Origin of the sequence: Sporosarcina saromensis, from assembly GCF_033253735.1 — a bacterium.
In the GTDB taxonomy this organism is placed as follows: domain Bacteria; phylum Bacillota; class Bacilli; order Bacillales_A; family Planococcaceae; genus Sporosarcina; species Sporosarcina saromensis.
Window position 1 is genome coordinate 1 of record NZ_JAUBDI010000023.1, and the last position, 26,015, is coordinate 26,015.

The window sequence follows — 26,015 nt, forward strand, 5'->3', positions numbered from 1 at the left end:
ATCCGCTCGACTTGCATGTATTAGGCACGCCGCCAGCGTTCGTCCTGAGCCAGGATCAAACTCTCCATAAAAGAAGAAAATGAATAGCTCATTTCTTGCTGGCATCATTTAAGATGTCAATTTGAATCCGAAGATTCGAGTTGTTCGTTCACCGACAAGTCGGCTTCAGAACTTTATTTGTTGACGTTTTGCTGTTCAGTTTTCAAGGTTCATTGTTTGTCTTTCGCTGTCGGTTTTTGTTGTGCTCCCGACTGCTTTATTACTATACCAAATGACATTTAACCTGTCAACACTTTTAACATCTTTTTTTATCATCAGCTGAAAATCGTACCCATCAGCACAGTTTAGCCTAACGTTTATTACAAACATCTACTATTGTAGCAACCTTATTTGAATACAAAAAACCGTTCCGAAAGAAATGAGTCTATCCTCACTCTCCCAGAACGGCGTACGTCTATTTTATTTTATAAAGATGAAGTAAAGAATGAAGATCACAAACAACCCGTACATAATTGGATGAATTTCTTTTCTTCTTCCGCTTAACAACATTGTTATCGGGTAAAATACGAAACCAATTGCTATTCCGGTCGCAATACTATACGTCAATGGCATTGCGATAATTGTAAAAAATGCCGGTACAGCAATTTCAAATTTCGTCCATTCGATATTGCCTAATGTCGACACCATCAACACACCAACAATAATTAAAGCTGGCGCTGTTACTTCAGGTGTGATGACGAACAACAATGGTGAGAAGAACAGTGATAGTAAAAACAAAATACCAACTACAATAGAAGCAAAACCGGTTCTTGCTCCAGCAGCCACACCTGCAGTTGATTCAATATAGGACGTTGTTGTTGACGTTCCAAAAATTGAACCCGTAACAGTTGCTAATGAATCTGCTAGCAATGCTTTACCGGCGCGAGGCAGTTTATCGTCTTTCATTAGCCCCGCTTGGTTAGCTACTGCCACAAGTGTTCCAGCTGTATCAAAAAAGTCTACAAACAAGAATGTAATGACGATGACTAAAAACTGCGTTGTGAACAATGAGGCAGGGTCTTGAAAGATTGCATCAAATGCTACACCAAAAGTAGACTCAACACTTGGTACTTTAGAAACAACTTGTGATGGAACTTCAATTAATTGAACAACCATTCCAAGAACTGTTGTCATAATCATGCCATAGAAGATTGCGCCTTTAATTTGACGAACCATCATAATGACCGTTACAACTAAACCGAAAATCGCAAGGAGTGTAGGTCCTGCTGCTAAGTTTCCTAGTGTTACAAGCGTGTTCGGATCGGCAACAATAATTTTCGCATTTTGCAAACCTAGAAATGTAATGAATAAGCCAATTCCTGCCCCAACTGCATATTTCAATTGTGCCGGTATGGCGTTGATAATCATTTCGCGTAATCCTGTTAAAGAAAGAACAATAAATATAAGTCCTGAAAACAATACGCCAGTCAGTGCTGTTTGCCACGGTATTCCATAACCAAGAACAACAGAAAATGCGAAGAATGCATTTAATCCCATACCTGGCGCAAGACCGATTGGGTATCTCGCGATAAGTCCCATGAATATTGAACCGACTGCTGCAGCAAGCGCTGTTGCAACGAATACGGCTCCTTTGTCCATTCGCATTGCATCCGGTAAATCCGGTACAGCGTCAAGTGACAACATAAGAGGATTGACGGCAAGTATATAGGCCATTGCAAGGAAAGTCGTGAGACCACCAATAATTTCGCGACGATAGTTCGTTCCTAATTTGTCGAACTCAAAGTATTTCTTCATAATAACCGCCCTTAACGTAATTAGTATGTAATTCTCTAGCTCTTTCAACATCATTTATAAAATAAAAAGAGGAAGTATACGACGTCATACTCGTATACTTCCCCATTGACAATCAATTAAAGGATCCCCTTTAAATTAATTATCGTAGTCGAACATTTAAGGTGTTCGGTAGAGACTCTCGAGCCATATTCTCAAGATTATACGATATCGTTATTCAGTTAATTATTCCCACTCGATTGTGCCTGGTGGTTTTGCAGTAATATCATATACTACTCTGTTGACGTGTTCAACTTCTGCAGTGATACGCGTACTAATTTTCTCAAGAATATCCCAAGGGATTCTTGCCCAGTCCGCTGTCATTCCGTCTACTGAATGAACAGCACGGATCCCTACTGCGTAATCATATGAACGTTTTTCATTGCGCACACCTACACTGCGGATATCAGGTAAAATTGCAAAGTACTGCCAAATTTCACGATCAAGGCCCACTTTTGCGATTTCATCGCGTAAAATCCAGTCTGCTTCACGAACGATATCAAGTTTCGCTTCCGTAATTTCACCAAGAACACGAACGCCTAGGCCAGGACCAGGGAATGGTTGGCGGTTGACGATGTCACTTGGCAAACCAAGCTCCGCTCCAACTGCACGAACTTCATCTTTGAAGAGTGCTTTTAAAGGCTCGATCAATTCGAAATCCATATCTTCAGGAAGACCGCCAACGTTGTGATGTGATTTAATCACTTCGTTTGTTGCAGTTCCACTTTCGATGATGTCTGCGTAGATTGTTCCTTGTGCAAGGAAGTCGATGCCTTCAAGTTTCGCCGCTTCTTCATCAAATACATAGATGAATTCATTACCGATTGTTTTACGTTTCACTTCCGGATCGGTAACGCCTTTTAGCTTGTCCAAGAAACGTTTACGCGCGTCTACTTTAATGAAGTTCATATTAAATTTATTGCTAAACGTTTCAACGACACTTTCTACTTCATACTTACGAAGTAAACCGTGGTCAACGAAAATACATGTTAACTGATCACCAATCGCACGGTGAATCAAAGTCGCAACGACGGATGAGTCAACTCCACCACTAAGTGCACAAAGGACTTTTCTGTCACCGACTTGTGAACGGATTTTTTCTACTTCAATGTCGATGAAGCTTTTCATCGTCCAGCTAGCTTCAGCTTTACAGATATCGAAAACAAATTTGCTGAGCATCTCTTTACCATTTGTCGTTTGCTCAACTTCCGGGTGGAACTGGACGCCATAAACTCGTTTTTCTTCATTTGCAAAAGCGACAGCTCCATCATTTGAGCCTGTAGCAATTGCGGAAAAACCAGTTGGCAATTCAGCTACTGCATTTCCTTTGCTTAAGAGGACTGACTGATTTGCATCAAGTGCCGCAAATAATGTAGAAGATGATTCCACAGTAATCTCTTGTACATCAGCTTCTTCATTACGCGCGCCTAATGTACCTCCAAATTGTTTGGCGATTAACTGAGCACCGTACGAAATGCCAAGTACAGGGATCCCTAAGTCAAAAATTCCAGCGTCAATGCCAAATTCCGCATCGTCTGCTGACTTGTCGCCACCTGAGAGAACAATGCCGACAGCGTTCATGTTTTTCACTTCTTCAGCCGTCACAGTATGCGGATGCAATTCACTGTAGACGCCTAACTCACGAATTGAACGTGTGAGTAGTTGGTTATATGTGCTTCCGAAATCCAGCACGACGATTTTTTCCTGTTCGATCAATAAAGGAGCATTTGACAATTGATCCACCTCTTCCATTTAGTTTCCGATCTCTCATAAATCAGTAAAGACGCGTAAGAAAGTACTTCTTTCCACGCGTCTCAACATCCTACAATGGGCCAGGAATAAAACTATTATCCCTACCTCCATAGACAAGTCATTTCCGGTGACTTTGTAGAAACGTCTGAACCATATTATCAGACATATATGAGGGCTAATCGGTCGTTCTATTTTTCATATCTTACTCTTTTGATGTACAAAAATCAACCCGAAGCCCTAATGATTAAATCTTCCCATATTTCTTTTAAGGTTGCCCATTCTTGGTCAATTGTATACCCTCCATACACACCTTGCTCATAGACTTCTGTGAGTTTTTGCATCTGTTTACCACCAAAATAGCTATCCACACTTGTAGCAAATTCAGATAACGTCATACTGTCCGCCTCTTGAATCCGACACGTTCCAGCTGTTTAAGTAGAAGCAGGTATTGCTTAGCGAACATCGTCCAATTTGTTGGTTGGTTGCGGAATGTGTGTATATAAACTTTTGGTAGCCACTTTTTACGTCGTGAATGAACAATCCAAACGACTAGTAAAATAAGGATGAAGATACCAATTATTATCCATACATATTTCTGAATAAAATCCATTGCCTTCCTAACGAAAGAAGAACCATCCTTATGATCTTTCCCTAGTGCAGGCGTCTCGTCTTTCTCAATTTCCGGACGTTCTCTTTCTTCCATTTCAGGTATTTGTGGTTCACTCATATCCGTTTCAATATCGTATTCAATATTGGTTGGATTGGAGAAACCGATTGTCGGTTCAAAAGGCATCCAACCGAATCCCGGCATATAAGCCTCCACCCAAGAATGGGCTTCATTATTTGTAATTGTATATTCGGTTTTACCGAGTGAATTTGTTTTTCCTTCACCAGGTGCAAATCCTTTCGCCCATCTAGCCGGAATGTCAATTGCTCTTAGCATGACAACCATTGATGTCGAGAAGTTATCGCAATACCCTCTTTTTGTATCGAATAAAAACTGATCGACGTAATCTTCGTTCGCTTTTGGAATTGCAACAGTTTGTTGATCATACGTAAATCCACTTCTAGAAAAGTAGCGCTCAATTGCTTTTGCCTTTTCATAGACACTGCCTTCTTGATCAGTAATGCTAAAAGCCAATTCCCGAACCCGATCAGGTAATTGTTCAGGTAACTGGAGATATTGCGCTAATTCATCTCCACTACCATCGTAATCTTCGTTCGATGTCTCCCGTAGCGCTTTTAAGCTATAGGGGGGCATTTCCACTAATTCAACACGATAAGCATCCAACTCAACTTCCTGTGTACCTTTTAAAGCCCAATATTGACCTGTTTCTGGTTGGTACTTCAAGTTTACGCCAGATACATTTGTATGCATCTCCGTAGCGCCGTACGGATAAACAAGAAAAGGCAAAGGCTCTAGCATGTTAATTTCTGCTTGCAGCTTTTCCGTCTCTTCATCCTGGAGAGGCGCATCGGCTAGCAACGCTCCTGACAAAATATTAACAGGCGTGCTAATTTCTCCGTTTTGTTCCCACCCTTTAGACGTATACGTATTCTTTGTTTCAATTTTCCAGTATTGTTTCCGAGGGACAGTTGCTTTAAAAATTACTGTGTCATCTTGGACAAAAGCACCGCCCAGTTTGGAGTCATCTAGACCGTACCCACTTTTCGAAGTTGTCCCTCCAACACCGGAACCTTCACCGTTTACAAAAGACTTGATAAAAGGAACCGGGTCTGCCCAAACAGGCTCTTGAGCAGGTAAGAAACTTGCCACCATCCCACTTCCAATGACCGCAAACAGGAGGGGTAAAGAAAACGCGGCGAATGTGCCAGCATGTATTTTCTGACTATGTCTTTCCGCTATTCTTGAAATGGTAAGGAGGCCGATTAATAGCAGGCCAATGACCATAACCCTAAATATCGCTCCATCAGCTTCATAGGGACTAAACGTATCAATTACAGCTATAAAGATGACGGTCATAGCATAAAACAGCATGATGCTCTTTCTGACTTCTATCCAATGCCTTATTAAGTATATCGTCATCCACAAGAGAATGAAAAACAGGATCGTTCGAAACGGGTTTGTGATATTCTCCCAGTCTCCAGCTAGCATAATTGGGAAATTCGACAACAAGTCGTTCATTAACAAGACCATTGTTTCTCTCGAAAAAACGATAGTTTTAAAGAAGACATAGTGTAAAGCGATGAACAAATATAAGCCTTTGATTGGTAAGGAAAACCACCAACGCAAACGGAGTAACCCTAACAAAAAGGATAGTGCAATAAATAGTAGAAAAACGCCTAAATAATTCGTGTCGGTCAGTTCGATAACAGGTAAAAGCCACTCTAAAAGTAAAACAAAGGCAAGTACGTACAAAATGAGAAGGAGACGAACATCCATTTTACGGTGACTCACAACGAAGACACCTCCTTGAAAGCATCTGAAAATTGCTTCCTACTTAACAAATGCACAGCAATCCCTTTTGACTTGGCGTACGCAACTTGCTGCTGTAATTCTGTGGAGACTGCTTGTAACTTATCAACCACTACAAAACAAATGACAGATTTCATGGAAGTCGTGACATGATTGACGGTTTGGATGAATGCTGCGTCTGGTTTTCCTGTCACAACGATAACACTTCCTGCCAATGCTGAAAAAGTAGACCGAGCAATCAACTTCATATCGTTAACGGATACAGGTTTTATTTTTGCTAAATGAACAAACACTTCATTTAACTGTTCCGCTGAATGAATGAAAGGGAACACAGTTATCTCTTCACCAGTAGATACGAACGCAATAGATGCCTGTTGACTTGAAGCTTCCTCTATAAGCGAGGCGGTCAGTTCTACTTGTTCCTCAAATGTATCGGATACCCTTCCATCCAACAAGACAACTAAGTCTTCAGATTGACGATCTTCAAATTCTTTTGTCATCAAGTTTTGTGTTCGTGCAAACGATTTCCAATGAATCCAAGTAACACGGTCACCTGCCTGGTAATCGCGCACACCTGTCGCCATTGTTGTATCTTTTACTAAGGAGTAAGGTGACAACAAAGATCCTCGATCATATTGCGCATCTATCGGAACATAATGCATGGATGTTGTATTTGGAAACACTAAAATACTGTCTTTTAGTTCAATAAAACTTCTTTTTTGGATCCAACCGAAAAAATCTGCTATTTCCACCTCTAGGCCTTCAATCGTGTATTGTCCTCTGGGCAGTTTGTCCACTTCATAGGACCACTCAATCTCTTTCTTAAAACCAAAAATGAAAAATTGCTTTGTTTGGGGAACACTTTCAATGACTCGCGCATCATCCCATTTTTCAGAAATTGTCGTATAGAGCAAGGGGAAAGGAAAAGAACGTGTAATGTGTAGCGTAACGTGCAATTTCCCACCTTTTTCAATCGTTTTGGATCGTATGCTGCGTTTGACTTTTAACACTGACAATGGATACAGAAATAGAGCGATAGAATAGAGTAAAAATGGAGTTACCATATAGAAAATCGTCCAGCTCACTGTACCACCTTGAAACATCGCAAATACATACATTGAAAAGAAGAGGCTGACGATGAATACGAGGCGAGTTGTCAGTGATAAGTATTTACCACTTCTCTTCATTTCGCATGGATCCTATCGATTGGAACACTAACTTTCGCAAGAATCCTTTCGATAATTTCTTTTGTTGTGATGCCTTCATATTTAGCCTCAGGTTTCAAGATTAGCCTATGATCGAAAACAAATGGAGCTAGATACTTTACGTCATCTGGCGTTACATACGTTCTTCCTTTTAGCAACGCATATGCTTGGCAAGCTTTCATGAGCGCAAGTGAACCACGTGGACTCACGCCTAAATAGACATACGGATTGTCGCGGGTTTCTGCTACACAATCCACGATGTAATATTTAATAGACGCATCCACTTCAACAGTTTTTACTGCTTCTTGTAGTGCACGCAATTCCTCTACCGTAAGAACCGTTTCAAGTGCATCGATCGGTACTGACTTTTCAGCCCTTGCCAACACGTCCACTTCCTCAACTCGCTTTGGATACCCCATGCGTAACTTGAATAGAAAACGATCTAATTGGGCTTCCGGTAAAGGATAAGTTCCTTCATATTCAATTGGATTTTGGGTAGCCATAACGAAAAATGGTTGTGGAATCCGAATTGTTACGCCATCCACGGTCAACGAAGCTTCTTCCATACTTTCTAACAGCGCAGCTTGCGTTTTTGGTGACGTTCGATTGATTTCATCCGCTAATACAATATTGCCGACAATTGGTCCAGGTCGAAACTCAAATTCCATTTCTTTCGGGTTATAAATTGAAACACCTAAAACATCTGACGGCAATAAATCAGGTGTAAATTGAATCCGTTTGAAACTTGCACCGACAGACTTTGCAAGTGCTTTCACCATCATCGTTTTCCCGACCCCTGGAACGTCTTCAAGTAGAACATGTCCACCGGCCAATAAAGCGGTTACACTTAATTCCGAAATGTTCCGCTTACCAATCATTACATGGTCAATATTCTCCAATACTTTATTAATTGCTTGAGCATGCATCATTTCATTTCCTCCAATCCCAACTTCTCTCTAACCTGTCCGAAAATTTACAAAATCTAACTTCATAATACCGTAATTAACTGAACGCTACAACCTTAGACATACAAACTTCATACTTTATCATCATCTTTTCTGGTAACTCCTAAACTCGCCTGTTTACATTCATTACCGGAAAAAAGTAAAGAACCGCATCTTACTAAGTTACAACTCCTTAGTAAAATGCGGTTCAAGAATCAGTATTTAGACGTTATGCGTTAGAACAATACTTCACTTCCAAAAGTCATCGAATAGTGTAATAGGCATATGGCGTTTATGGGCCGATCGTTTGAAATGCTTTTCAATTGTTTCCCGTGCCTGTTCGGAAACTTCTTTCCCTTCCAAATAATCATCAATCGCTTCATATGAGACGCCTAATGCTACTTCGTCGGGTAAAGCAGGTTTTTCCTCTTCCAAATCGGCTGTCGGTACTTTATTGTACAAGTGTTCTGGAGCACCTAGCGCTTGTAGCATTTGTCTGCCTTGCCTTTTATTTAACCGATAGAGGGGCATTAAATCCGCTCCACCGTCTCCAAATTTTGTATAAAAGCCTGTTATCGCTTCTGCTGCGTGGTCCGAGCCGAGAACGATGGAACTATGTGTCGCAGCAATGGAATATTGAACCTTCATCCGCTCCCGAGCTTTTTCATTGCCTTTCGTATAATCGGAAATGTGGATACCCGCATTAGCTAATGCACGTTCACTCGCATCGACAGCCTCTTTAATATCGACTGTGTAAATTTTTGAAGGCTGAATGAATGCCAATGCATCTTGGCAATCTTCTTCGTCGAATTGCTTGCCATAAGGGAGTCGGACTGCAATAAATTGATACTGATCCGTTCCGTTTTCTTCATTCAATTCATCAACGGCCATTTGGGCTAGCTTTCCAACAAGCGTAGAATCTTGTCCACCGGAAATCCCAAGAACAAATCCATTCACAAATGGGTTCTTAATGGCATACTCCTTCATGAAGTCAATGGACTTTCGAATTTCCTCTCGCGGATCGATGCTTGGTTTGCTTTTCAATTCTTCAATGATTTGGTCTTGGATTGTCATCATCGTACCTCCTTATTTTGATGAAAACTCGTCCACTTTGTCTTGTATATCATGGATATTACGCATTTTGTTGTCCCAGCATTTTTGGCTTAAATCTACAGGGTATTCTTCAGGATTCAGGGAGCGTTTATATTCATCCCACAACAAGTCCAAGTTGTCATGCGCATATTGCCGCATTTCATTCAACGTTGGATTTTTATAGATGATTTCTCCGTTTTCCACTACTTTTACATGCAAATTAACCGCATCAAAATTCGTTACAAATTTGGAGACGAACGTATGGACAGGGTGGAACATTTTAATGCGTTTTTCAGTTGTCGGGTCTTCATCGTGCATGGTAATGTAGTCTCCCTCTGCACGTCCATTTTCCCTGTCGATGATTCGATACAGCTTTTTCTGTCCTGGTGTTGTCACTTTCTCAACGTTAGACGATATTTTAATCGTATCTTCCATTTCACCATGTTCATTTTCAATCGAAACGATTTTGTAAACTGCGCCGAGTGCTGGCTGGTCATATGCCGTAATAAGCTTCGTCCCAATTCCCCACACATCAACTTTAGCTCCTTGGGCTTTCAAGTTTAGGATTGTATATTCATCCAAGTCGTTGGACACGACAATTTTCACATCTGTGAATCCAGCTTCATCCAACATTTTACGTGCTTCTTTTGAAAGGAAAGCAATATCCCCACTGTCCAATCGGATGCCAACGAAATTAATTTGATCGCCTAACTCTTTTGCCACTTGAATCGCAGTTGGAATGCCGATTTTTAACGTATTGTATGTATCGACAAGGAAAACGCAATTTTTATGTCTTTTCGCATATGCATGAAATGCTTCATATTCGCTTTTATACGCTTGGACCATTGCATGAGCATGTGTTCCTGCTACCGGGATACCAAATAGCTTACCGGCACGTACGTTGCTAGTTGCCTCGATGCCACCAATGACCGCTGCACGAGCTCCCCAAATAGCTGCATCCATTTCATGGGCGCGCCGGCTACCGAATTCCATTACAACTTCATCTTTGACGACTTGTTTAATGCGACTAGCTTTCGTAGCAATCAACGTTTGATAATTAACGATATTTAATAGAGCCGTTTCAATCAGCTGGGCTTCAGCCAACGTTGTTTCGACACGAATAATTGGTTCATTCGCAAAGACGAGCTCTCCTTCAACCATTGAATAGACGTCTCCAGTGAATCGGATGCCTTTCAAATACTCCAGAAAGTCATCTTGAAAATCAAGCTCATTCTTCAAGTATGCCAAATCACTTTCACTGAAGTGAAAATCTTTTAAATAGGCAAGAATTCGCTCCAGTCCTGCAAAAATTGCATAGCCATTCCCGAACGGCAAGTTTCGGAAAAACACTTCAAACACCGCTTTCCGTTCGTGCATGCCATCTGCCCAATACGATTCAGTCATATTAATTTGATAAAGATCTGTATGTAATGCCAAGCTATCATCTGTGTAAATCGAGCTCATTCTAAATCCCTTCTTCCACATTAATGCTTCCAGTATACACTATTTACCCGAACTTCAATGCGAAATAACATTGAAAAAAATCCCTAGTTATCATGCTTGTGTTTTTATTTTACGTTCAGTTTGTTTAAATGCTAAAAGAATACGTAAAAAACCATAGACAACTTCTAGTAAGTCATCTATGGTGCAAATCATTTTATCAACATACCTGTTAACAATCCCTCTTTAAGACGGTCGTTAATGATTGGTCGATGATTGATATAATCGTCGCAACCTCTTCTTTATTTATACAAAACGGAGGTGCAAAGGCTAACGTATCTTGCCCTTCATAAATAATACTTCTGCCTAGTAATCCATGCTTCAGTGCCTCTTCAATTACTTTCACAGACACAGGCTCATCGAAACGGGTCTTTGTCTCTGGATCTTTCATAATTTCCACCGCCCCAAGCAAACCGATCCCTCTTGTATCGCCAATCACATCATGCCGATCGGCCAGCCATTGGAACCCTTTTTGGAACTCTGCCCCCATCTTACGTACGTTTTCAATCAAATTCTCTTCTTCAATAATTCGCAAGTTTTCAAGTGCAACAGCACAACACATCGGGTGCCCGCTATACGTATAGCCATGCATATAAACACCGTCTGACAGGTCAATCAATTCATTTTTCAGCTTTTCCGAAATAACCATCCCGCCTAACGGTGCATATCCACTCGTAATCCCTTTTGCAATAACAAGGATATCCGGAACCGCATCATAATGCTCCATTCCAAATGTGGCTCCCGTTCTTCCGAAACCTGTAATGACTTCGTCTGCAATGAACAAAATATCGTGCTGATCACAAAGTGCCCGCACCTTTTTGAAATAGCCTTCCGGTGGCGGGTTGACGCCTCCTGACCCTTGCACTGGTTCCGACACGAATGCCGCGATTGTCTCTGCACCTTCTTGTTGGATTAATGCCTCCAGTGCTTCAATTGAAGATTCGACATACAGGAAATCAGGCGCTAAAGATGGAAACGTTCTAAAAGCTGGTAAGCCTGTTGCACTGGAAGCCCCCATCGACACACCGTGATATGATTTTTTTCGTGTAATGATTTTCTTCTTTTGAGTCTGCCCTTTTAATTGCCAATAATAACGCACTGTTTTAAATGCCGTATCGTTCGCTTCAGAACCACCCGACGTGAAGAAGGTCATATTCAAGTCGCCAGGCGTCATGTTTGCAACTTTTTCTGCCAACTCAATAACTCGCTCATGGCTATTCGTCGCAAAAGTTGAACTGAAAGCGAGTTTTTTCATCTGTTCCATCGCAGCCTTGCCAAGCTCTTCACGACCATGACCGATATTGACATTCCAAAGTGAGGATAGACCGTCAATGACTGTATTTCCTCTGATATCTTTTAAGTAGATCCCTTTTCCTTCTGTAAAAATGAATTTGGGTCCTTGTTCGTGTTGTTGTTTAAACGAAGTCGTCGGGTGCATGAAATGTTTTTTATCCAATTCCGCTAACTGTGCATATGCCTTGTTTACTGTCTCTGTCGTTTCGGTTGTTTGTAACGTCATGAAAATCCCTCCAAATTTATTTTTTCGGTAAAACCGGTCTAGCCTCAACGACCGACCGCGCCTCAACGAGTTGATACGCTTTTTCTTTTTGTTCTTTTCGCGGCATCGTCTCGGTTTCATAAACCGCTCCATCTTCTTCCACTGCGAATCCCATTCGTTCGTCCGCCTTTATTGTTTTTAACAACGATACGCCCATCAGGAGTAAAATGATGGAAAACGGCAGTGCAGCAATGAGTGAGGCGGTTTGTAGACCTTGTAAACCACTGCTGTTAATAAGCACAGCAACGATCGCAGCCATTAACACACCCCATACCGCTTTTAATAAATTACTTGGATTCTGATTGCCGTCAGAAGTCATCATCGCTAATACGAATGCTGCTGAATCAGCTGAGGTCACTAAAAATGTGACAATTAACAAGAGGAAGATGACGGAAAGGGCTGTACTCATCGGGAAGTTACCGAAAGTAGCAAAAAGCGCACTCGTCACGTCTTGTTGAACTGCACCTGCAATATTCGTACCTTGGAACAGATCCATATGAATGGCAGTGCCTCCAAAGACGGCTATCCACACGACTGCAATGAATGGAGGAACAACGAGGACTCCGAATACAAATTCCCTTATCGTCCGCCCTCTTGAAATCCTCGCGATAAATGCCCCGACGAACGGCGACCATGCAATTACCCAAGCCCAATAGCCGACCGTCCACGCTTTCGACCAACTGTTGCCGTCATACGGTGACATGCCTAAACTCATACTGAAGAAGTTCTGGACGTAATCACCGACACCGAGCGCAAAAGCTTCAAAAATAAACGTTGTTGGTCCTAAAAAGAGGACGACAGCAATCATGCCAATTGCCAAGCACATGTTCAATATGCTGAGAAACTTAATACCTTTATCTAATCCCGTTAGCGTCGATAGTAAATACAACGCAAGCAATCCTAAAACAATTACAAGTAAAATCGTTGTATTTTGCGGCACTTGAAATACATAATTTAAACCGCCGTTTATTTGTAAAATGCCCATCCCTAAAGAGGTCGCGACGCCTAACACGGTTGTGATGACGGCTAGCGTATTAATTGTCTTGCGTAATGACATTTTTTTCTGCTTACCTATTAGTGGATCGAGCGTGTCACTGATCATCCCTTTTTCCTTTTTTCGAAACTGCATATACGCTAACGATAAGCCCACAATTGTGAAGACCGACCATTGGTGAACGCCCCAGTTGAAGAAGGAATATTGCATGGCGAGTCTGCCTGCTTCGGGCGTAAGTCCTTCTGCTCCAATTGGAGACTGTGCAAAATGGTTCATCGGCTCTGCAATGCCCCAAAAAACCAGACCAGCCCCAAAACCACAGCTGAATAGCATACCTATCCATGCAAAGTAGGAGTACTTCGGCTTTTCATCGTCCCGCCCAAGCTTAATGCGCCCGTATTTACTAATTGCCAGTCCCGCACAAAACAACACGATGACGAGAACGGAAATGAGATAGAACCAGCCAAAAGCGTCAGCCACTTTGTCGTATGCTCTGTTTGCCAGCTGCGACAATCCAACAGCATCCACAACTCCCCAGATGACTAGAAAAGTGACTGCAGTGGCAGAAATCCAAAATACACTGTTCAATGGTGTTGTATTTCTTTCCATATATGCTTCTCCTTTTTAGTTGTGAATGACATGCTTACTTAAGTTCACAGAGCTTTAATATCATCCTTTCAAGCTCCCTAACTTGAAGCTAACTACTTTTGTCTCGGTCATTTCTTCGATGGCGAATTTCACTCCCTCTCTGCCAAGTCCAGAACCTTTCACTCCTCCGAACGGCATGCCGTCAATTCGAAAATCGCTACTATCATTAATAAGGATACCGCCGACTTCCAACCCTTGAATTGCTTTGAAAGCGTTTTCAATGTTTGCAGTGAAAATACCTGCTTGCAGGCCATAATTGACGTTATTAGCTAGCTCAATGGCCATCTCTAAACGATTTACTGGATATAACAAAACAACCGGTCCAAATATCTCCTGTTGGGCAATGGTACAATGCATAGGAACATTCACTAAGACGGTCGGTGAATAAAACGCACCTGTTCGAACGCCGCCTACTAACAGCTCAGCCCCTTCCAATACCGCTTCCTGTACCCAACTTTCCACCCTTATTGCTTCCTTTTCACTAATTAAAGGACCCATATCCGTCGATGCGGACAATTTATCCCCTACATTGTATTGACGAGTACGTTGGACAAACTGTGTGGTGAATTGTTCAAAAACTTCTTGCTCGATATAAATCCGTTGGACACCAAGACAGTTTTGGCCAGCCGCACTAAACGCACCTGCCACAGTGCACTCTACAGCCTCATTCATATCCGCATCTTTCATTACAATGACCGGTGAATTCGAACCGAGCTCCATGCTCAGTTTCTTCAGCCCCGCTTTTTTCGCAATTTCCTCGCCGGTTTCCAATCCTCCTGTGAAAGACACCATTCTAATTGCAGGATGCGAAACTAACAGGTCACCGATGATCCGGCCATTTCCAGTAATAACCGATAACACTTTTGGTGGCAAGCCGGCATTGTCAAACGCTTCGGCAAGCAGGAGTGCACTCAACGGCGTTGCAGTTGCTGGTTTTACAATGATTGCATTGCCAGAAGCGATTGCCGGTCCGACTTTATGGGCCACTAAATTTAGCGGATCATTGAACGGCGTAATCGCCGCAATTAGACCAATAGGAAATTTCGTATAATAGCCGATTCGATTTTCTCCACTTTCTGTCTGATCGAAAGGGATGGTTTCTCCTTTAATTCTTCTTGCTTCTTCTGCACTTAATCGTAACGTCTGGATGCACCTTGTCACTTCTCCGTTTGCCTCCCGGATGGTTTTACTTCCTTCCAAAGCGATCGTCGTTGCGAACGTATCTCGATGTTTTTCAATATAGTCGGCAGCTTTGTGCAACACGGCCATCCGTACATGAACAGGCATACTCGCGGCTGTTTTAGCTCCGCTTTCCGCTTCTTTTATGGTCATCAGTACATCATTTTCAGTCGCTGCGGGTACATGCGCGATAAAGGATCCATCTTGTGGATTCTTCACTTCAATGACCGCTTCCTTTTCTACCCATCTTCCAGCCACGTACATCGGTTTTCCGTAAACTTTCGTCTCCATCGTTGTCTCCCCCTCTTTAGTTGTCTGAGCGATGCAATAAAGCAATCGCTGTGTCAACTAATAGGTCGACACCAATTTCAAGACATCGCTCGTCAATATCAAATTGATTTGTATGCAAATCCCTTCTTATACCGTCTGGTAGCATACAACCAAGAAAGAACATTGCTCCCGGTACCACTTGCGTCATATAGCCAAAATCTTCTCCACCTAGACCGAACGGCTCCTCAACGATTTTGTAAGTTTGTTTGTGCGCCGCAACTACCTCTTTAATGACCTGCGTCACTGTTGAATCATTTGATAATGCAGGTTCTCCACGGACAACTGAGAATGTATAGGCACCACCTAACGGCTCGACAATTTTAAATGCCTTTTCCACTTCAGCAATCAATTGCTCTCTCACTTTGGGGCAATAGGCGCGAAGGGTACCTGTCACTGAAACGTCTGCCGGGATAACGTTACTCGCAGAACCTGCGTTGATTTCACCGATACTTGCAACAGCAGTATCTAATGGAGATAGTCTTCTCGTCGGCAAACTGTAAAACGCTTGCAACACGGAACCTAGCATCCACACTGGATCTGTTCCTACATGCGGATACCCCCCATGTCCACCAGTTCCTCGAATTGTCGCATGGAACACATCGACACTCGCCATACTGTAACCTGCATTCACTTGAATTACACCAACTTCATGCCATGGACAAACATGCAACGCAATGATGTTGTCTACATCATCTAGAGCACCCTCTTGCATCATACGTGGTGCACCTGACAGACCCTCATGATCTGTTGCTTCTTCTGCCGGCTGGAATAGAAGTTTGAGTGTCCCGGTGAATGCGTGAACCTTCGCTTTTTCCGCCAAAACTTTCGCTACACCAAGCAAGATTGCTGTATGGACGTCGTGCCCACATGCATGCATGACACCTTGGTTCTTCGATACGTAATCATGATTGCTCTTTTCTGTAATAGGAAGTGCATCCATATCCGCCCGAATTGCAACCGTCTTGCCTGGTCCGTTTGATAATGTCGCCACTACACCAGTTTTTCCAACACCGGTTTTAACGGTCATCCCTTCAAACCCACTTAATGTAGTTGCCACAAATCGGGCGGTTTCGATTTCTTGGAAACTAAGCTCTGGATTGCGATGGAAATGTCTCCGCCATTCAATCAACTGTCGTTGCAGTTCAATTCTGCATCGCCCAGCATGCTCTTCCACACGCATTCCTTCTACCTCCTCTCTTCTATATCGCAATGTCTATTTGATCTTTTATGATAAGCTCCCGCTGAAATTCAGTTAACACTTCACATCCAGTTTCGGTAACACGGATTGTTTCGCTTATTTCAACTCCATAATCGTCAAACCACAGCCCTGGGATCATATGAAATGTCATATTCGGTTGAAGAATAGTTTGATCGCCCTTTCGGATGCTCGCTGTATGTTCGCCCCAATCTGGAGGGTAACCGACCCCTACGGAATAACCCATTCGTGAATCTTTCTCAATCCCGTATTTTGAGATGACCTTTCGCCAAGCCATCTCCACGTCTTCACAAGTCGCACCTGGTTTAACCGCCTCAATTGTTGTGTTCAATCCTTCAACAAGAATTTTCGATGTTTCCGTCACTTCTTCTGATGGCCTTCCGAGAGATAGCGTCCGAGCCATCGGAGCATGGTAGCGTCGATGACAACCTGCCAGTTCAATAATGACGATTTCATTTTCTGTATAATACCGGTCTGTCCAAGTTAAGTGCGGAGTCGACGTGTTTTTACCCGCAGGCAATAACGGCACAATTGATGGATAATCGCCTCCGAATTCATCTGTACCACTTATGAGATGCTTAAAGATCGTAGCAGCTGCATCACATTCACGTACTCCTTCCTGTATGGAAGTAATTGCGGATTGCATGCCAATTGCTGCAATTTTTGCCGCTCGACGGATATAGTCAATTTCTTGATTGGATTTAATGAGTCTGACATGGTTCACGAGTAAACTTGCATCTTGGAAGCGTGCGTCCGGCAAACTCTTCTTCAGCTTTTCATACGCCAGAGCCGAGAAGTAATAAGAAGCCATTTCAAGTCCAATCCTGCATGGAGCCAATCCCAATTGTTGTAGGACGCCTGCAATGAATTCCATCGGATGTCTTTCCTGTGAGTGAATATGGTCCTCAGGATAGAAAAGAATATTGTCTTCATACAACCATGTCGTCACTTTAGCTGCATTCGCATCCATCTTCCGTCCTATCCAAATCGGCTGGACCCGATCCAAACTGACAATCAGCATTTGATCTACATAAAACGACCAACCATCATAGCCTGAAAGATAATTCATATTTGCTGGATCTGTAATGAGCAATACATCCAATCCTTTTTGCTGCATTCGTAACTTTGTCTGCGTCAATCGACCATGGTATTCCTCCACAGTAAATGGAATCATCATGTCATAATAACCTCCTTTTGTTATCGCCAACATCCAAGCAACTTTATTTGTTTAGCTAATCCACCTCATATCTCTATCATATAGACTGAATACTTTAAATTCACCCGCTATTTTGTATGAAGTTTTGATCGTTCCTTTCATACAACTTTTTTAGGCTTGCGTATACACGGTATTAGGATAAGGATTTAGTAGGTGGAAAGGCCTGAAATGGTCGTTAGAATTGTGAAAGTGAATAATAGAAGCTCGAAAGTGAACGATAGAATCGAAAAAGTGATTGATAGTAGTGAAAAAATGATTGATAGGAACCTGAAAGTGATTGATAGAACTTTGGAAGAAGTGAGGATGCTCCACTTTTGGCCCGCGACGAACGATTTGTACAAGTCACCAAAAACAAACTGCAAAACTGATGTGATGGAACGATAACAGTTGGCGTCACTGTGCAACAGCCCTCTTCATTAAATAAAAAAACCGTAAGAAGCCAAGTTTAGTAAACTTAGCCCTCACGGTACATTTTTTACATCGTAATGTAGTCCTTTGACGTCTATAATTTCTCATACACATTTATCTTCATTCCATCTGACAATCGCCAAATCATTTACAGTACGCTCTTGTTGGCGCAACCACTCCAAATTCCCAGCAAACTGCTCCGAACAGATAAAGTCGATTCGCTTTGCTCGATCTCCTTGCACACAACGGATCGTTCCTTCGTACGTAGGTTTGTTCAATTCATCCTTGTAGGCAGAGGCAAAGGGCAACAACTCAAAGTAATAATCTTTCGCCAACGAATCAAAGTAATTGTTCCGCGTAATGGAACGGATTTCTCCGTACGTCAATTCATCAACATCCCAACGGATATCAATTGGACCATCTTGCAATTCAATACGCACTTTCAAATAATGACCAAGTTGATCCTTAGAGACAAGTAAAATTTTGTAGTTTGGAAGATTGAACACTTTCACGTCCCCCTCTAGCTGATACGTCACTCGGTTTTATCCACCAAGCCGGTTGACCATAGTTTCACAGCGAACTCTAGTAAAAATAAGTCATCAGGGTTGACTAAAGATTTGCCTGTAAGTGACTCAATTTTGCGTAGGCGATATAACAGTGATTGCCTATGCAAATTAAGTTCACGTGCTGTTTTACTAACATTTCCGCTCGTCTTGCGATAGACTGAAAACGTTTGAATTAAGTCCATCCCTTTCCCTTCATCATATGCTAGCAATGGTGAAATGACCGACAGTAAAATTTGTTTCACTTCTTCATTTGCTATTAAATGGACAAAGAGACTACTTAACTGCGTATCATCAAAATGAGTTCGCTTGCCAATCCCTACTTGTCCCCTTCCCATATCTAAAGCCGCTTTTGCTTTTTGGTAGCTATTTTTAAAGTTTGCAGTCCCTTCTACTCGTTTGCCGATGCCCCATGAAAACTGAACACCAGGTAATAGATGAAGGAATCGTCTCTCTACCAAGTCTAAAAATTGATTGACCGTATCGGCCGTTGTGGCAACGGCTGTCTCTAGAAAAATGAGAATGATATCGTCTTTAAATGCATATAATACTCTTCTGTTTATACTATCAGCGGCATAGAATATCCCATCTTTAATATACGAATTCATATACTCCAAGTCGGTCTTTCGAGATACGGATTGAGTCGATTGTTGGAAGATTAAGCTACCTAAGTTTTCGGGAAGCCCAACGATGCACACGTATGGGAGTTCGAGATCATATTTAAACAAATCCGCGTGCGCTTGAATATGTTCGGTCGTCATATTTTTTCCGATGGCCAAACTTAACAGAAACTCATTTTGCATGCGCCCTTCCGCTTCCATAACCGCACTATTTCTTGAAAACCATAAAGAAGTAGCGACGACAGCCTGTTCAGCAATCGTCAATTCATGACGCTTCAACGGATTTTCATCTGTCGATAAGATGAAGAAATCCCCTTTGAACTGACCATTTGACTTAATGGCAAACTGATAGAGTTGTTGCCCGCTTCTTCCTACTTTACGCAACTCTGAATACCGTGGATGATGGGATTCTTGCACGTGTACGGCGTTTTGTTTCATCTCATTCCATAATGATTGGACAGCTGTCACGTTTGCTGAACCGGCTACCATTTCACCTTTGTCATTCACAATTAACACCTGTTTGTCGATTTCAGCTTCTATGAACGCTGCAATCACTTGTATCGTACGCCCTTCCAATATCATTTGAATCAATTGCTGCTGTATATCTTTCGGGCGCTCGTCTTGCTCAATTCGGTCATCCATTAAATGCCGCATAATCTCATGCACAATATCAGCAAATCGTATTTCCCACGGGATTTCAATGAGAATGAAATTGCGTTCCTCAGCAAACCTAGACACAATTGGCGGTATGTCAAAAACGTGTCTGCCCGTCGCGATTGCTAACGCTGATGCACCAGATTCATAGACATCTTCAACAAACCGTAACAGCTGCTCTTCATCCTGGTTACAACCAATACCTGTCGTCAAAACGAACTCATTTTCCCGCACAAAATTCTCAACCGGGTTTTCAATGACCGAAACCCATTCGACAACTCGATCCGTTAACGCACGCTGACCAGTTTTGACAGTAGCGCTCCGAAGTATCGGAAATGCTAAAATCTCTTTAACAGGCAAATTCATTGCTACGAAACACCTCCAACACTTGCCGTTCGTCATTCACACTATCGTATCACAATTCGCACAACTAGATTAAAAAGGTACATTCTTGTATTTTGGATGCATTTTACAATACGATTAACGATAGGAGGTGTAATTTTGTTTAATCATATGAAAATTCGGCTATTACTTGGCCTCAGTATTATCGGATTCATTGGGTTTGTTGTGATCGCTATCTTTTCCACTTTCTATGGTGCAGATGAAGGCTTCATAACAACTTGTTTATCCATCATCATGTACATTGTTGTGCCTTTCATTTTCTTTTATCATTACTATCGAAAAGAACCATTTTCTCTTAAACAAGTAGTATTTTTTAGCAGAAGTGCACAATGGGTTCTCCCAATATGTGCAATCGTTGTGGTAGCAATCAGCTTTTCTTTAAGCACTTTTTGGTTGACGCTCTTTACAATCGAACCGATTCTTCCCATTTTAGTCGATTTATTAATGGAAGAAGTGCCTTTTCCAACAAATCCTTTCTATCTCTTTTTTGAAATTCTTGTCATTTCCGTTCTTGCTCCGATTGTAGAGGAGTTCTTTTTTAGAGGGGTCATTTTACATCGCATCATGTTAAAAACATCGATGTGGGGTGGAATTCTCATTTCCAGTCTACTGTTCGGCATCTTGCATAGTGACATTATCGGCGCATTTTTCTTCGGCGTCATTGCATGCTTACTCTATTTACGGACAGGAAATTTACTGCTCCCAATCATGATGCACATCCTGAACAATACGATCGCGGTCATTCTAAGTTTTGTACCTACCGACTGGCTAGAGAGTGTTTTAATCTTGTCAAAAGAAGATATTACCGGCAAAGCATTCCCGATTAGTATAATGCTTGTAGTTAGTACACTTTTAACAATCTTCATAACTGTTAAGCTTGGAAAAGGCCTCGGTTCTATGAGAGAAGGCCATCTTACACATCAACCGGAACAGTAAGATTATACGAACAACAAATAGACGTGTGGAACCAATCATGCTACTTGGTACCACACGTCTTCCGTTCATGTATTCAACTAAACAGCTTTAACCCGACTGCACCGCCAATAATTAAACTAAGGAAAAAAATTCGTTTCCACCCTGCCGCCTCTTTGAAAAATACGATGCCCATCAGAACAGCTCCCGCAGCGCCCAAGCCCGTCCAAATCGCATACGCCGTCCCCATCGGAATATCCCGCATTGCTAAGGACAGGAATAGAAAACCTAAGGAAAAGCTGACAATAATGAGCAATAAGCGTTGCCAACTCTTTTTTTTGAGAAACAAGTTAATGCTGAATACGCCTAGTATTTCTCCCAAACTTGCTACAACTAAATAAAGCCATGCCACATCATTCGCCTCCTTCAGCCGTCTCTTTTTCACCGGTCGTCATTTTAATACCAATAACCCCGGTGATGATAATCGCGATAAAAAGCACCTTCATCATCGTAAACTCCGCATGAAACATTACGAAATCAATGATGACAATTGCAGCTGCACCTGATCCCGTAAAAACTGCATATACTGTACCGGCAGGCAATTTCTCACACGCTTTAATAATCGCATAAAAGCTGATGATAATTGCAACGACAGTTCCAATCCATTCGAGTGTAGAATCAGAATAGCGTAGTCCGATTACCCAAAAAATCTCCACAACAGCAGCGAGCAATACATATAGCCAAGCCATTGGATGGCCTCCTCTTCATTCTATTAAGTCCATCCATTATAGCAAACAGTCGCTATGGTTTTGATATTCCTGCTTGCAATCTCGTTAAAATCATGATAACTTTAGTTATGTAATTTTTAAAACAATTCCATATTTTTTATTCTTATCAAGAGAGACCGAGGGATTGGCCCGTTGACGTCTCAGCAACCAGCCCGATTTTGGTATGGTGCTAATTCCAAAAGGCGTATACGTCTTAAAGATAAGAAGATTGATTTCAACTTTGTTGAAGGCCTCTTCTTATTCCGGATGAGGTCTTTTTTTAATGAACGAGCTTGTGCTGGTACGCAATGTATTGCTAGCAGTCTAGTGTATTTCATTCAACTCGTAAAACAAAACTTAGACAAAAAAACAGAGGAGATGGGCATGTTGACTGAACAAAGTATACATACAAAACTTGTGCAATTAGGGAATGGAAGTGATAAGAAGACTGGCGCGATTAACCCTCCGATCTATTTATCGACTGCTTACAAACATGATGGTCTTGGACAGTCGACCGGTTATGACTACACCCGCACAAAGAATCCTACACGGACTATACTGGAGGAAGGAATTGCTGACCTGGAAAACGGGGATGCAGGTTTTGCATGCAGTTCAGGGATGGCTGCTATTCAACTCGTCCTCTCGTTATTCAAATCTGGAGATGCGATTATTGCTCCAGATGATCTATACGGAGGCACATACCGTCTATTTGACCAGTATGAAAAATTGTACGGAATCCAAACGACGTACACGGCATTTGCCTCAGTTGAAGAAACGGAGAAACTAGTAACCAGTCAAACAAAAGCGTTGTTCATTGAAACACCGACAAATCCACTGATGGTAGAAATTAACATTGAACATTATGCAAAACTCGCTCGAAAACACAACTTATTGCTAATTGTGGATAATACATTCTTAACGCCTTATTATCAAAAACCGATTGACCTGGGTGCCGATATCGTCATTCATAGCGCAACAAAATATATCGGTGGACATAATGATGTTCTTGCTGGTCTTGTTGTCGCTAAAGGAGAATCTCTTTGCCAACGGTTAGGGGAGAATCATAATGCTATCGGTGCAACGCTTTCTCCATTCGATTCTTGGCTCGTCGTCCGTGGTCTAAAAACGTTACATGTCCGGATGAAGCAACATGATGCGAATGCAAAAGCACTTGTAACGTATTTGCAAAACGAGCCATTGGTAACTGACGTCTTGTATGCAGGTAAAGGTGGCATGCTATCATTCCGTCTACGAGAAAGTAGTTGGGTAGGACCGTTTTTGGAAAACTTACGTCTAATTACGTTTGCTGAAAGTTTAGGAGGTGTAGAGAGTTTCATTACCTATCCGACAACCCAGACGCACGCTGATATTCCTGAGGAAGAGCGGGAGAAACGGGGCGTTGACAAGAGATTGTTGCGTTTTTCTGTTGGACTGGAAGAGGCAGAGGACTTGATTGCCGATTTTAAACAAGCACTGAAGACCGCTTCCCGATTAGTACCTATTTCGACTACCTAATGAGAGAGAGTGATTGAAATGACTGTACAAACGACAAATGAACTCCAAGCTGCACTTCAACTTCTTAAGAGCAAAGAATGGGTGGATCTAACCCACTCCTTCGGTCCTGACTCCCCTCATTTTTTCATGTTTGAGGATGCAAAATTTGAAACTCTCTTTACGCATGATGACGGCTTTTTCGCGCAAAAATTCTCATTTCCTGGGCAGTACGGGACTCATATCGATGCACCCATACACTTCGTACGCGATACTCGCTATTTAGATGAACTTGGATTGAAAGAACTCGTCTTGCCGCTAGTCGTCATCGATCAATCAAATAACGCTGAGGCGGATCATGATTTCACCTGCAGTGTTCAAGATATCCTTGATTTTGAAGCAACATATGGAAGAATTGAAGAAGGAACATTTGTAGCGTTACGTACGGATTGGAGTAAACGTTGGCCGGATCATGTAGCCTTTAACAACAAAGACGCTAATGGCAATAATCGCATCCCGGGTTGGGGACTCGATGCTCTGAAGTTCCTTTTTGAAGAACGGAACGTAAAAGCGATTGGACACGAAACATTTGATACGGATTCGGCAGCAGATTTCCGTGAAAAAGGTAGTCTTGAAGGTGAATATTATGTATTAGAACAAGACACGTACCAAATTGAATTATTGACGAACTTGGATAAAGTACCAGCGAAAGGTGCAGTCATTTTTAATATTGTTCCAAAACCAGAAAAAGCATCTGGATTCCCTGTCCGCTCTTTTGCGATTTTGCCTTAATACAGTTAGTCAATAGTATAAGCGGTCGGAACATAAGCCAACCTGTATAAATTAGGCTACTCCTTATAATTTAACAAAGCTCCGTCACTATTAATACCGCATGCATCAGAGATGTACCATTTCTGAGGTATGCGGTTTTATAATTTCCCCCTTTCCTATATCCCCTGCTATATAGGAGCCTGTCGCCGCTTAATTATTTTGCGGGCTTACTATTTTTGCTTGCAGCACTCCTTCTGTCGCGATTCAAAAAAATGTGGTTTTAAAAAAACTCCATGAACTACTCAATCTATTTCGCCACTCGTAAATTACCTCTCGCGAAACAAATTCCTAAAACTACAAAAATCGACAGCTTTTTACTACACCTTACAATATTTTACTAAATAAAACATTGACAATTCTGTTTCTTATCATTAGCATTGTATATAATTATCTGATTAATTTATTGATAGATTTGTAAATCTCTTGTTTCCTAGACTGAAGAGCATTACTAAAAGGAACGGAATGGAGTGTCTGTATGAGTAGTGAGCCGGTATTGGATGTCCAGAAGTTAAAAACGTATTTTTATTTAGATCAAGATTTGGTTGCAAAAGCCGTCGATGATGTCAGTTTTTCTGTATTTCCTGGAGAAACCGTTGCGATTGTTGGTGAGTCAGGCAGTGGGAAGAGTATTACTGCACTTTCCATTATGCAGCTCATTAACAAACCTGGTCGTATAGTAGACGGGAGTATTCACGTAAAAGATCGGAATCTCCTCACGTTGAAACAGAAGCAGATGACGTCAATTCGTGGAAATCATATCGGCATGATTTTTCAGGAACCGATGACTGCGTTGAATCCTGTTTTTACAATTGGCAATCAAATCACTGAGATGATCCGAAAGCACAAGAAAGTGTCTAAGCAAATCGCGCAACAAAAGGCGATTGAGTTGTTACGAATCGTCGGTATCCCCCGCCCCGAGGAAATCATCAAAGAATATCCACATCAACTGTCAGGTGGAATGCGACAGCGTGTCATGATTGCGATGGCCATTTCATGTGAACCGGAGCTAATTATCGCAGACGAACCGACGACCGCTTTAGATGTCACCATTCAAGCGCAAATACTAGATCTACTGTTTGAAATGCAAAAAAAGTACAATATGGCACTTCTCTTAATCACACATGATTTAGGCGTCGTATATGAGTATTCTGATCGGGTCATCGTCATGTATGGTGGACAAATTGTGGAACAAGCACCAACGAAGCAATTGTTGTCATTGACGAAACACCCATATACACAAGGGCTATTAAGTAGTTTGCCGAAGCTTGATGAAGATGTTGAACGATTAGGAACAATAAAAGGCACCGTTCCTGCAGCCTATAACTTTCCTGTCGGCTGTCGTTTTTCTACCCGATGTCCATTTGTAATGGATAAATGCAGGCAGACAAACCCAGAGTTGCTGGAATATGCGAAAGATCATTATGTCCGATGCCATCTGTACAAAGAAGAGGTGAACAGCAAATGAC

General features: G+C 41.9%; 22 protein-coding genes, 1 rRNA gene and 3 riboswitches. Of the genes, 5 read left to right on the forward strand and 18 right to left on the reverse strand.

Annotation, left to right across the window (positions count from 1 at the left end):
• The 14 genes from QT711_RS16745 to QT711_RS16810 all read right to left on the reverse strand — a co-directional run.
• Positions 1–71 (reverse strand): 16S ribosomal RNA (locus tag QT711_RS16745); the annotation flags it as partial.
• 388 nt (positions 72–459) lie between these two features.
• Positions 460–1,794, reverse strand: a complete 1,335-nt coding sequence (locus QT711_RS16750; protein ID WP_317946250.1) for an NCS2 family permease — start codon at positions 1,792–1,794, stop codon at positions 460–462.
• A 125-nt stretch (positions 1,795–1,919) separates the two neighbouring features.
• Positions 1,920–2,019, reverse strand: a riboswitch (purine riboswitch).
• A complete protein-coding gene (guaA, locus tag QT711_RS16755) occupies positions 2,017–3,582 on the reverse strand; it encodes a glutamine-hydrolyzing GMP synthase (protein ID WP_317946163.1) in 1,566 nt (521 codons plus the stop codon). It overlaps the preceding riboswitch by 3 nt.
• Before the next feature lie 90 nt (positions 3,583–3,672).
• A riboswitch (purine riboswitch) is annotated at positions 3,673–3,774 on the reverse strand.
• A 32-nt stretch (positions 3,775–3,806) separates the two neighbouring features.
• Complete coding sequence (locus QT711_RS16760) at positions 3,807–3,977, reverse strand: hypothetical protein (RefSeq protein WP_317946165.1); 171 nt, start codon at positions 3,975–3,977, stop codon at positions 3,807–3,809.
• A complete protein-coding gene (locus QT711_RS16765; RefSeq protein ID WP_317946167.1) occupies positions 3,974–6,001 on the reverse strand; it encodes a transglutaminase-like domain-containing protein in 2,028 nt (675 codons plus the stop codon). The genes QT711_RS16760 and QT711_RS16765 overlap by 4 nt, the downstream gene beginning before the upstream one ends.
• Positions 5,998–7,206 carry a DUF58 domain-containing protein gene (locus QT711_RS16770; protein WP_317946168.1) on the reverse strand — a complete coding sequence of 403 codons (1,209 nt, stop codon included), beginning with the start codon at positions 7,204–7,206 and terminating at the stop codon, positions 5,998–6,000. Before QT711_RS16770 ends, QT711_RS16765 begins: the two co-directional genes overlap by 4 nt.
• Positions 7,203–8,153, reverse strand: coding sequence for an AAA family ATPase (locus tag QT711_RS16775; RefSeq protein WP_398296301.1), 951 nt, complete (start codon positions 8,151–8,153; stop codon positions 7,203–7,205). Before QT711_RS16775 ends, QT711_RS16770 begins: the two co-directional genes overlap by 4 nt.
• A gap of 264 nt (positions 8,154–8,417) precedes the next feature.
• Entirely contained in the window at positions 8,418–9,242 is an 825-nt protein-coding gene (gene nadE / locus QT711_RS16780; protein ID WP_317946170.1) for an ammonia-dependent NAD(+) synthetase, read from the reverse strand.
• Between the two features lie 12 nt (positions 9,243–9,254).
• Complete coding sequence (locus QT711_RS16785) at positions 9,255–10,724, reverse strand: nicotinate phosphoribosyltransferase (protein WP_317946172.1); 1,470 nt, start codon at positions 10,722–10,724, stop codon at positions 9,255–9,257.
• A 208-nt stretch (positions 10,725–10,932) separates the two neighbouring features.
• The gene (locus QT711_RS16790) at positions 10,933–12,279 is read right to left on the reverse strand and encodes an aminotransferase family protein (protein ID WP_317946174.1); all 1,347 of its coding nucleotides are present in this window, start codon (positions 12,277–12,279) and stop codon (positions 10,933–10,935) included.
• 16 nt (positions 12,280–12,295) lie between these two features.
• Positions 12,296–13,921, reverse strand: a complete 1,626-nt coding sequence (locus QT711_RS16795; RefSeq protein WP_317946176.1) for a BCCT family transporter — start codon at positions 13,919–13,921, stop codon at positions 12,296–12,298.
• Positions 13,922–13,981: 60 nt separating this feature from the next.
• Positions 13,982–15,430, reverse strand: coding sequence for an aldehyde dehydrogenase family protein (locus tag QT711_RS16800; RefSeq protein ID WP_317946178.1), 1,449 nt, complete (start codon positions 15,428–15,430; stop codon positions 13,982–13,984).
• Between the two features lie 16 nt (positions 15,431–15,446).
• Positions 15,447–16,649 carry a M20 metallopeptidase family protein gene (locus tag QT711_RS16805; protein WP_317946180.1) on the reverse strand — a complete coding sequence of 401 codons (1,203 nt, stop codon included), beginning with the start codon at positions 16,647–16,649 and terminating at the stop codon, positions 15,447–15,449.
• 19 nt (positions 16,650–16,668) lie between these two features.
• The gene (locus tag QT711_RS16810; protein WP_317946252.1) at positions 16,669–17,859 is read right to left on the reverse strand and encodes a M24 family metallopeptidase; all 1,191 of its coding nucleotides are present in this window, start codon (positions 17,857–17,859) and stop codon (positions 16,669–16,671) included.
• 210 nt (positions 17,860–18,069) lie between these two features.
• Here QT711_RS16810 and QT711_RS16815 point away from each other — a divergent pair, with 210 nt between their 5' ends.
• On the forward strand, positions 18,070–18,285 hold the full coding sequence (locus tag QT711_RS16815; protein WP_317946182.1) for a hypothetical protein: 216 nt from the start codon (positions 18,070–18,072) through the stop codon (positions 18,283–18,285).
• A 128-nt stretch (positions 18,286–18,413) separates the two neighbouring features.
• Here the strand turns inward: QT711_RS16815 and QT711_RS16820 are convergent, their stop codons facing one another.
• Both QT711_RS16820 and QT711_RS16825 read right to left on the reverse strand, forming a co-directional pair.
• A complete protein-coding gene (locus QT711_RS16820; protein ID WP_317946184.1) occupies positions 18,414–18,845 on the reverse strand; it encodes a hypothetical protein in 432 nt (143 codons plus the stop codon).
• Complete coding sequence (locus tag QT711_RS16825; protein ID WP_317946186.1) at positions 18,842–20,512, reverse strand: PucR family transcriptional regulator; 1,671 nt, start codon at positions 20,510–20,512, stop codon at positions 18,842–18,844. The genes QT711_RS16820 and QT711_RS16825 overlap by 4 nt, the downstream gene beginning before the upstream one ends.
• Before the next feature lie 135 nt (positions 20,513–20,647).
• Here QT711_RS16825 and QT711_RS16830 point away from each other — a divergent pair, with 135 nt between their 5' ends.
• Positions 20,648–21,484: a CPBP family intramembrane glutamic endopeptidase gene (locus tag QT711_RS16830; RefSeq protein ID WP_317946188.1), complete on the forward strand. Its 837-nt coding sequence runs from the start codon at positions 20,648–20,650 to the stop codon at positions 21,482–21,484.
• Positions 21,485–21,557: 73 nt separating this feature from the next.
• Here QT711_RS16830 and QT711_RS16835 read toward each other — a convergent pair whose 3' ends face one another.
• Positions 21,558–21,872 (reverse strand): DMT family transporter, encoded by a 315-nt coding sequence (locus QT711_RS16835; RefSeq protein WP_317946190.1) that lies wholly within the window; start codon positions 21,870–21,872, stop codon positions 21,558–21,560.
• 1 nt (position 21,873) lies between these two features.
• A complete protein-coding gene (locus QT711_RS16840; RefSeq protein WP_317946192.1) occupies positions 21,874–22,209 on the reverse strand; it encodes a DMT family transporter in 336 nt (111 codons plus the stop codon).
• Between the two features lie 139 nt (positions 22,210–22,348).
• Positions 22,349–22,454, forward strand: a riboswitch (SAM riboswitch).
• Positions 22,455–22,611: 157 nt separating this feature from the next.
• Here QT711_RS16840 and QT711_RS16845 point away from each other — a divergent pair.
• From QT711_RS16845 to QT711_RS16855, 3 genes are all read left to right on the forward strand, one after another.
• Positions 22,612–23,742 (forward strand): methionine biosynthesis PLP-dependent protein, encoded by a 1,131-nt coding sequence (locus QT711_RS16845; RefSeq protein ID WP_317946254.1) that lies wholly within the window; start codon positions 22,612–22,614, stop codon positions 23,740–23,742.
• A gap of 18 nt (positions 23,743–23,760) precedes the next feature.
• Positions 23,761–24,510 (forward strand): cyclase family protein, encoded by a 750-nt coding sequence (locus tag QT711_RS16850; RefSeq protein ID WP_317946194.1) that lies wholly within the window; start codon positions 23,761–23,763, stop codon positions 24,508–24,510.
• A 514-nt stretch (positions 24,511–25,024) separates the two neighbouring features.
• Complete coding sequence (locus QT711_RS16855; RefSeq protein ID WP_317946196.1) at positions 25,025–26,014, forward strand: ABC transporter ATP-binding protein; 990 nt, start codon at positions 25,025–25,027, stop codon at positions 26,012–26,014.
• Position 26,015 lies beyond the last annotated feature (1 nt).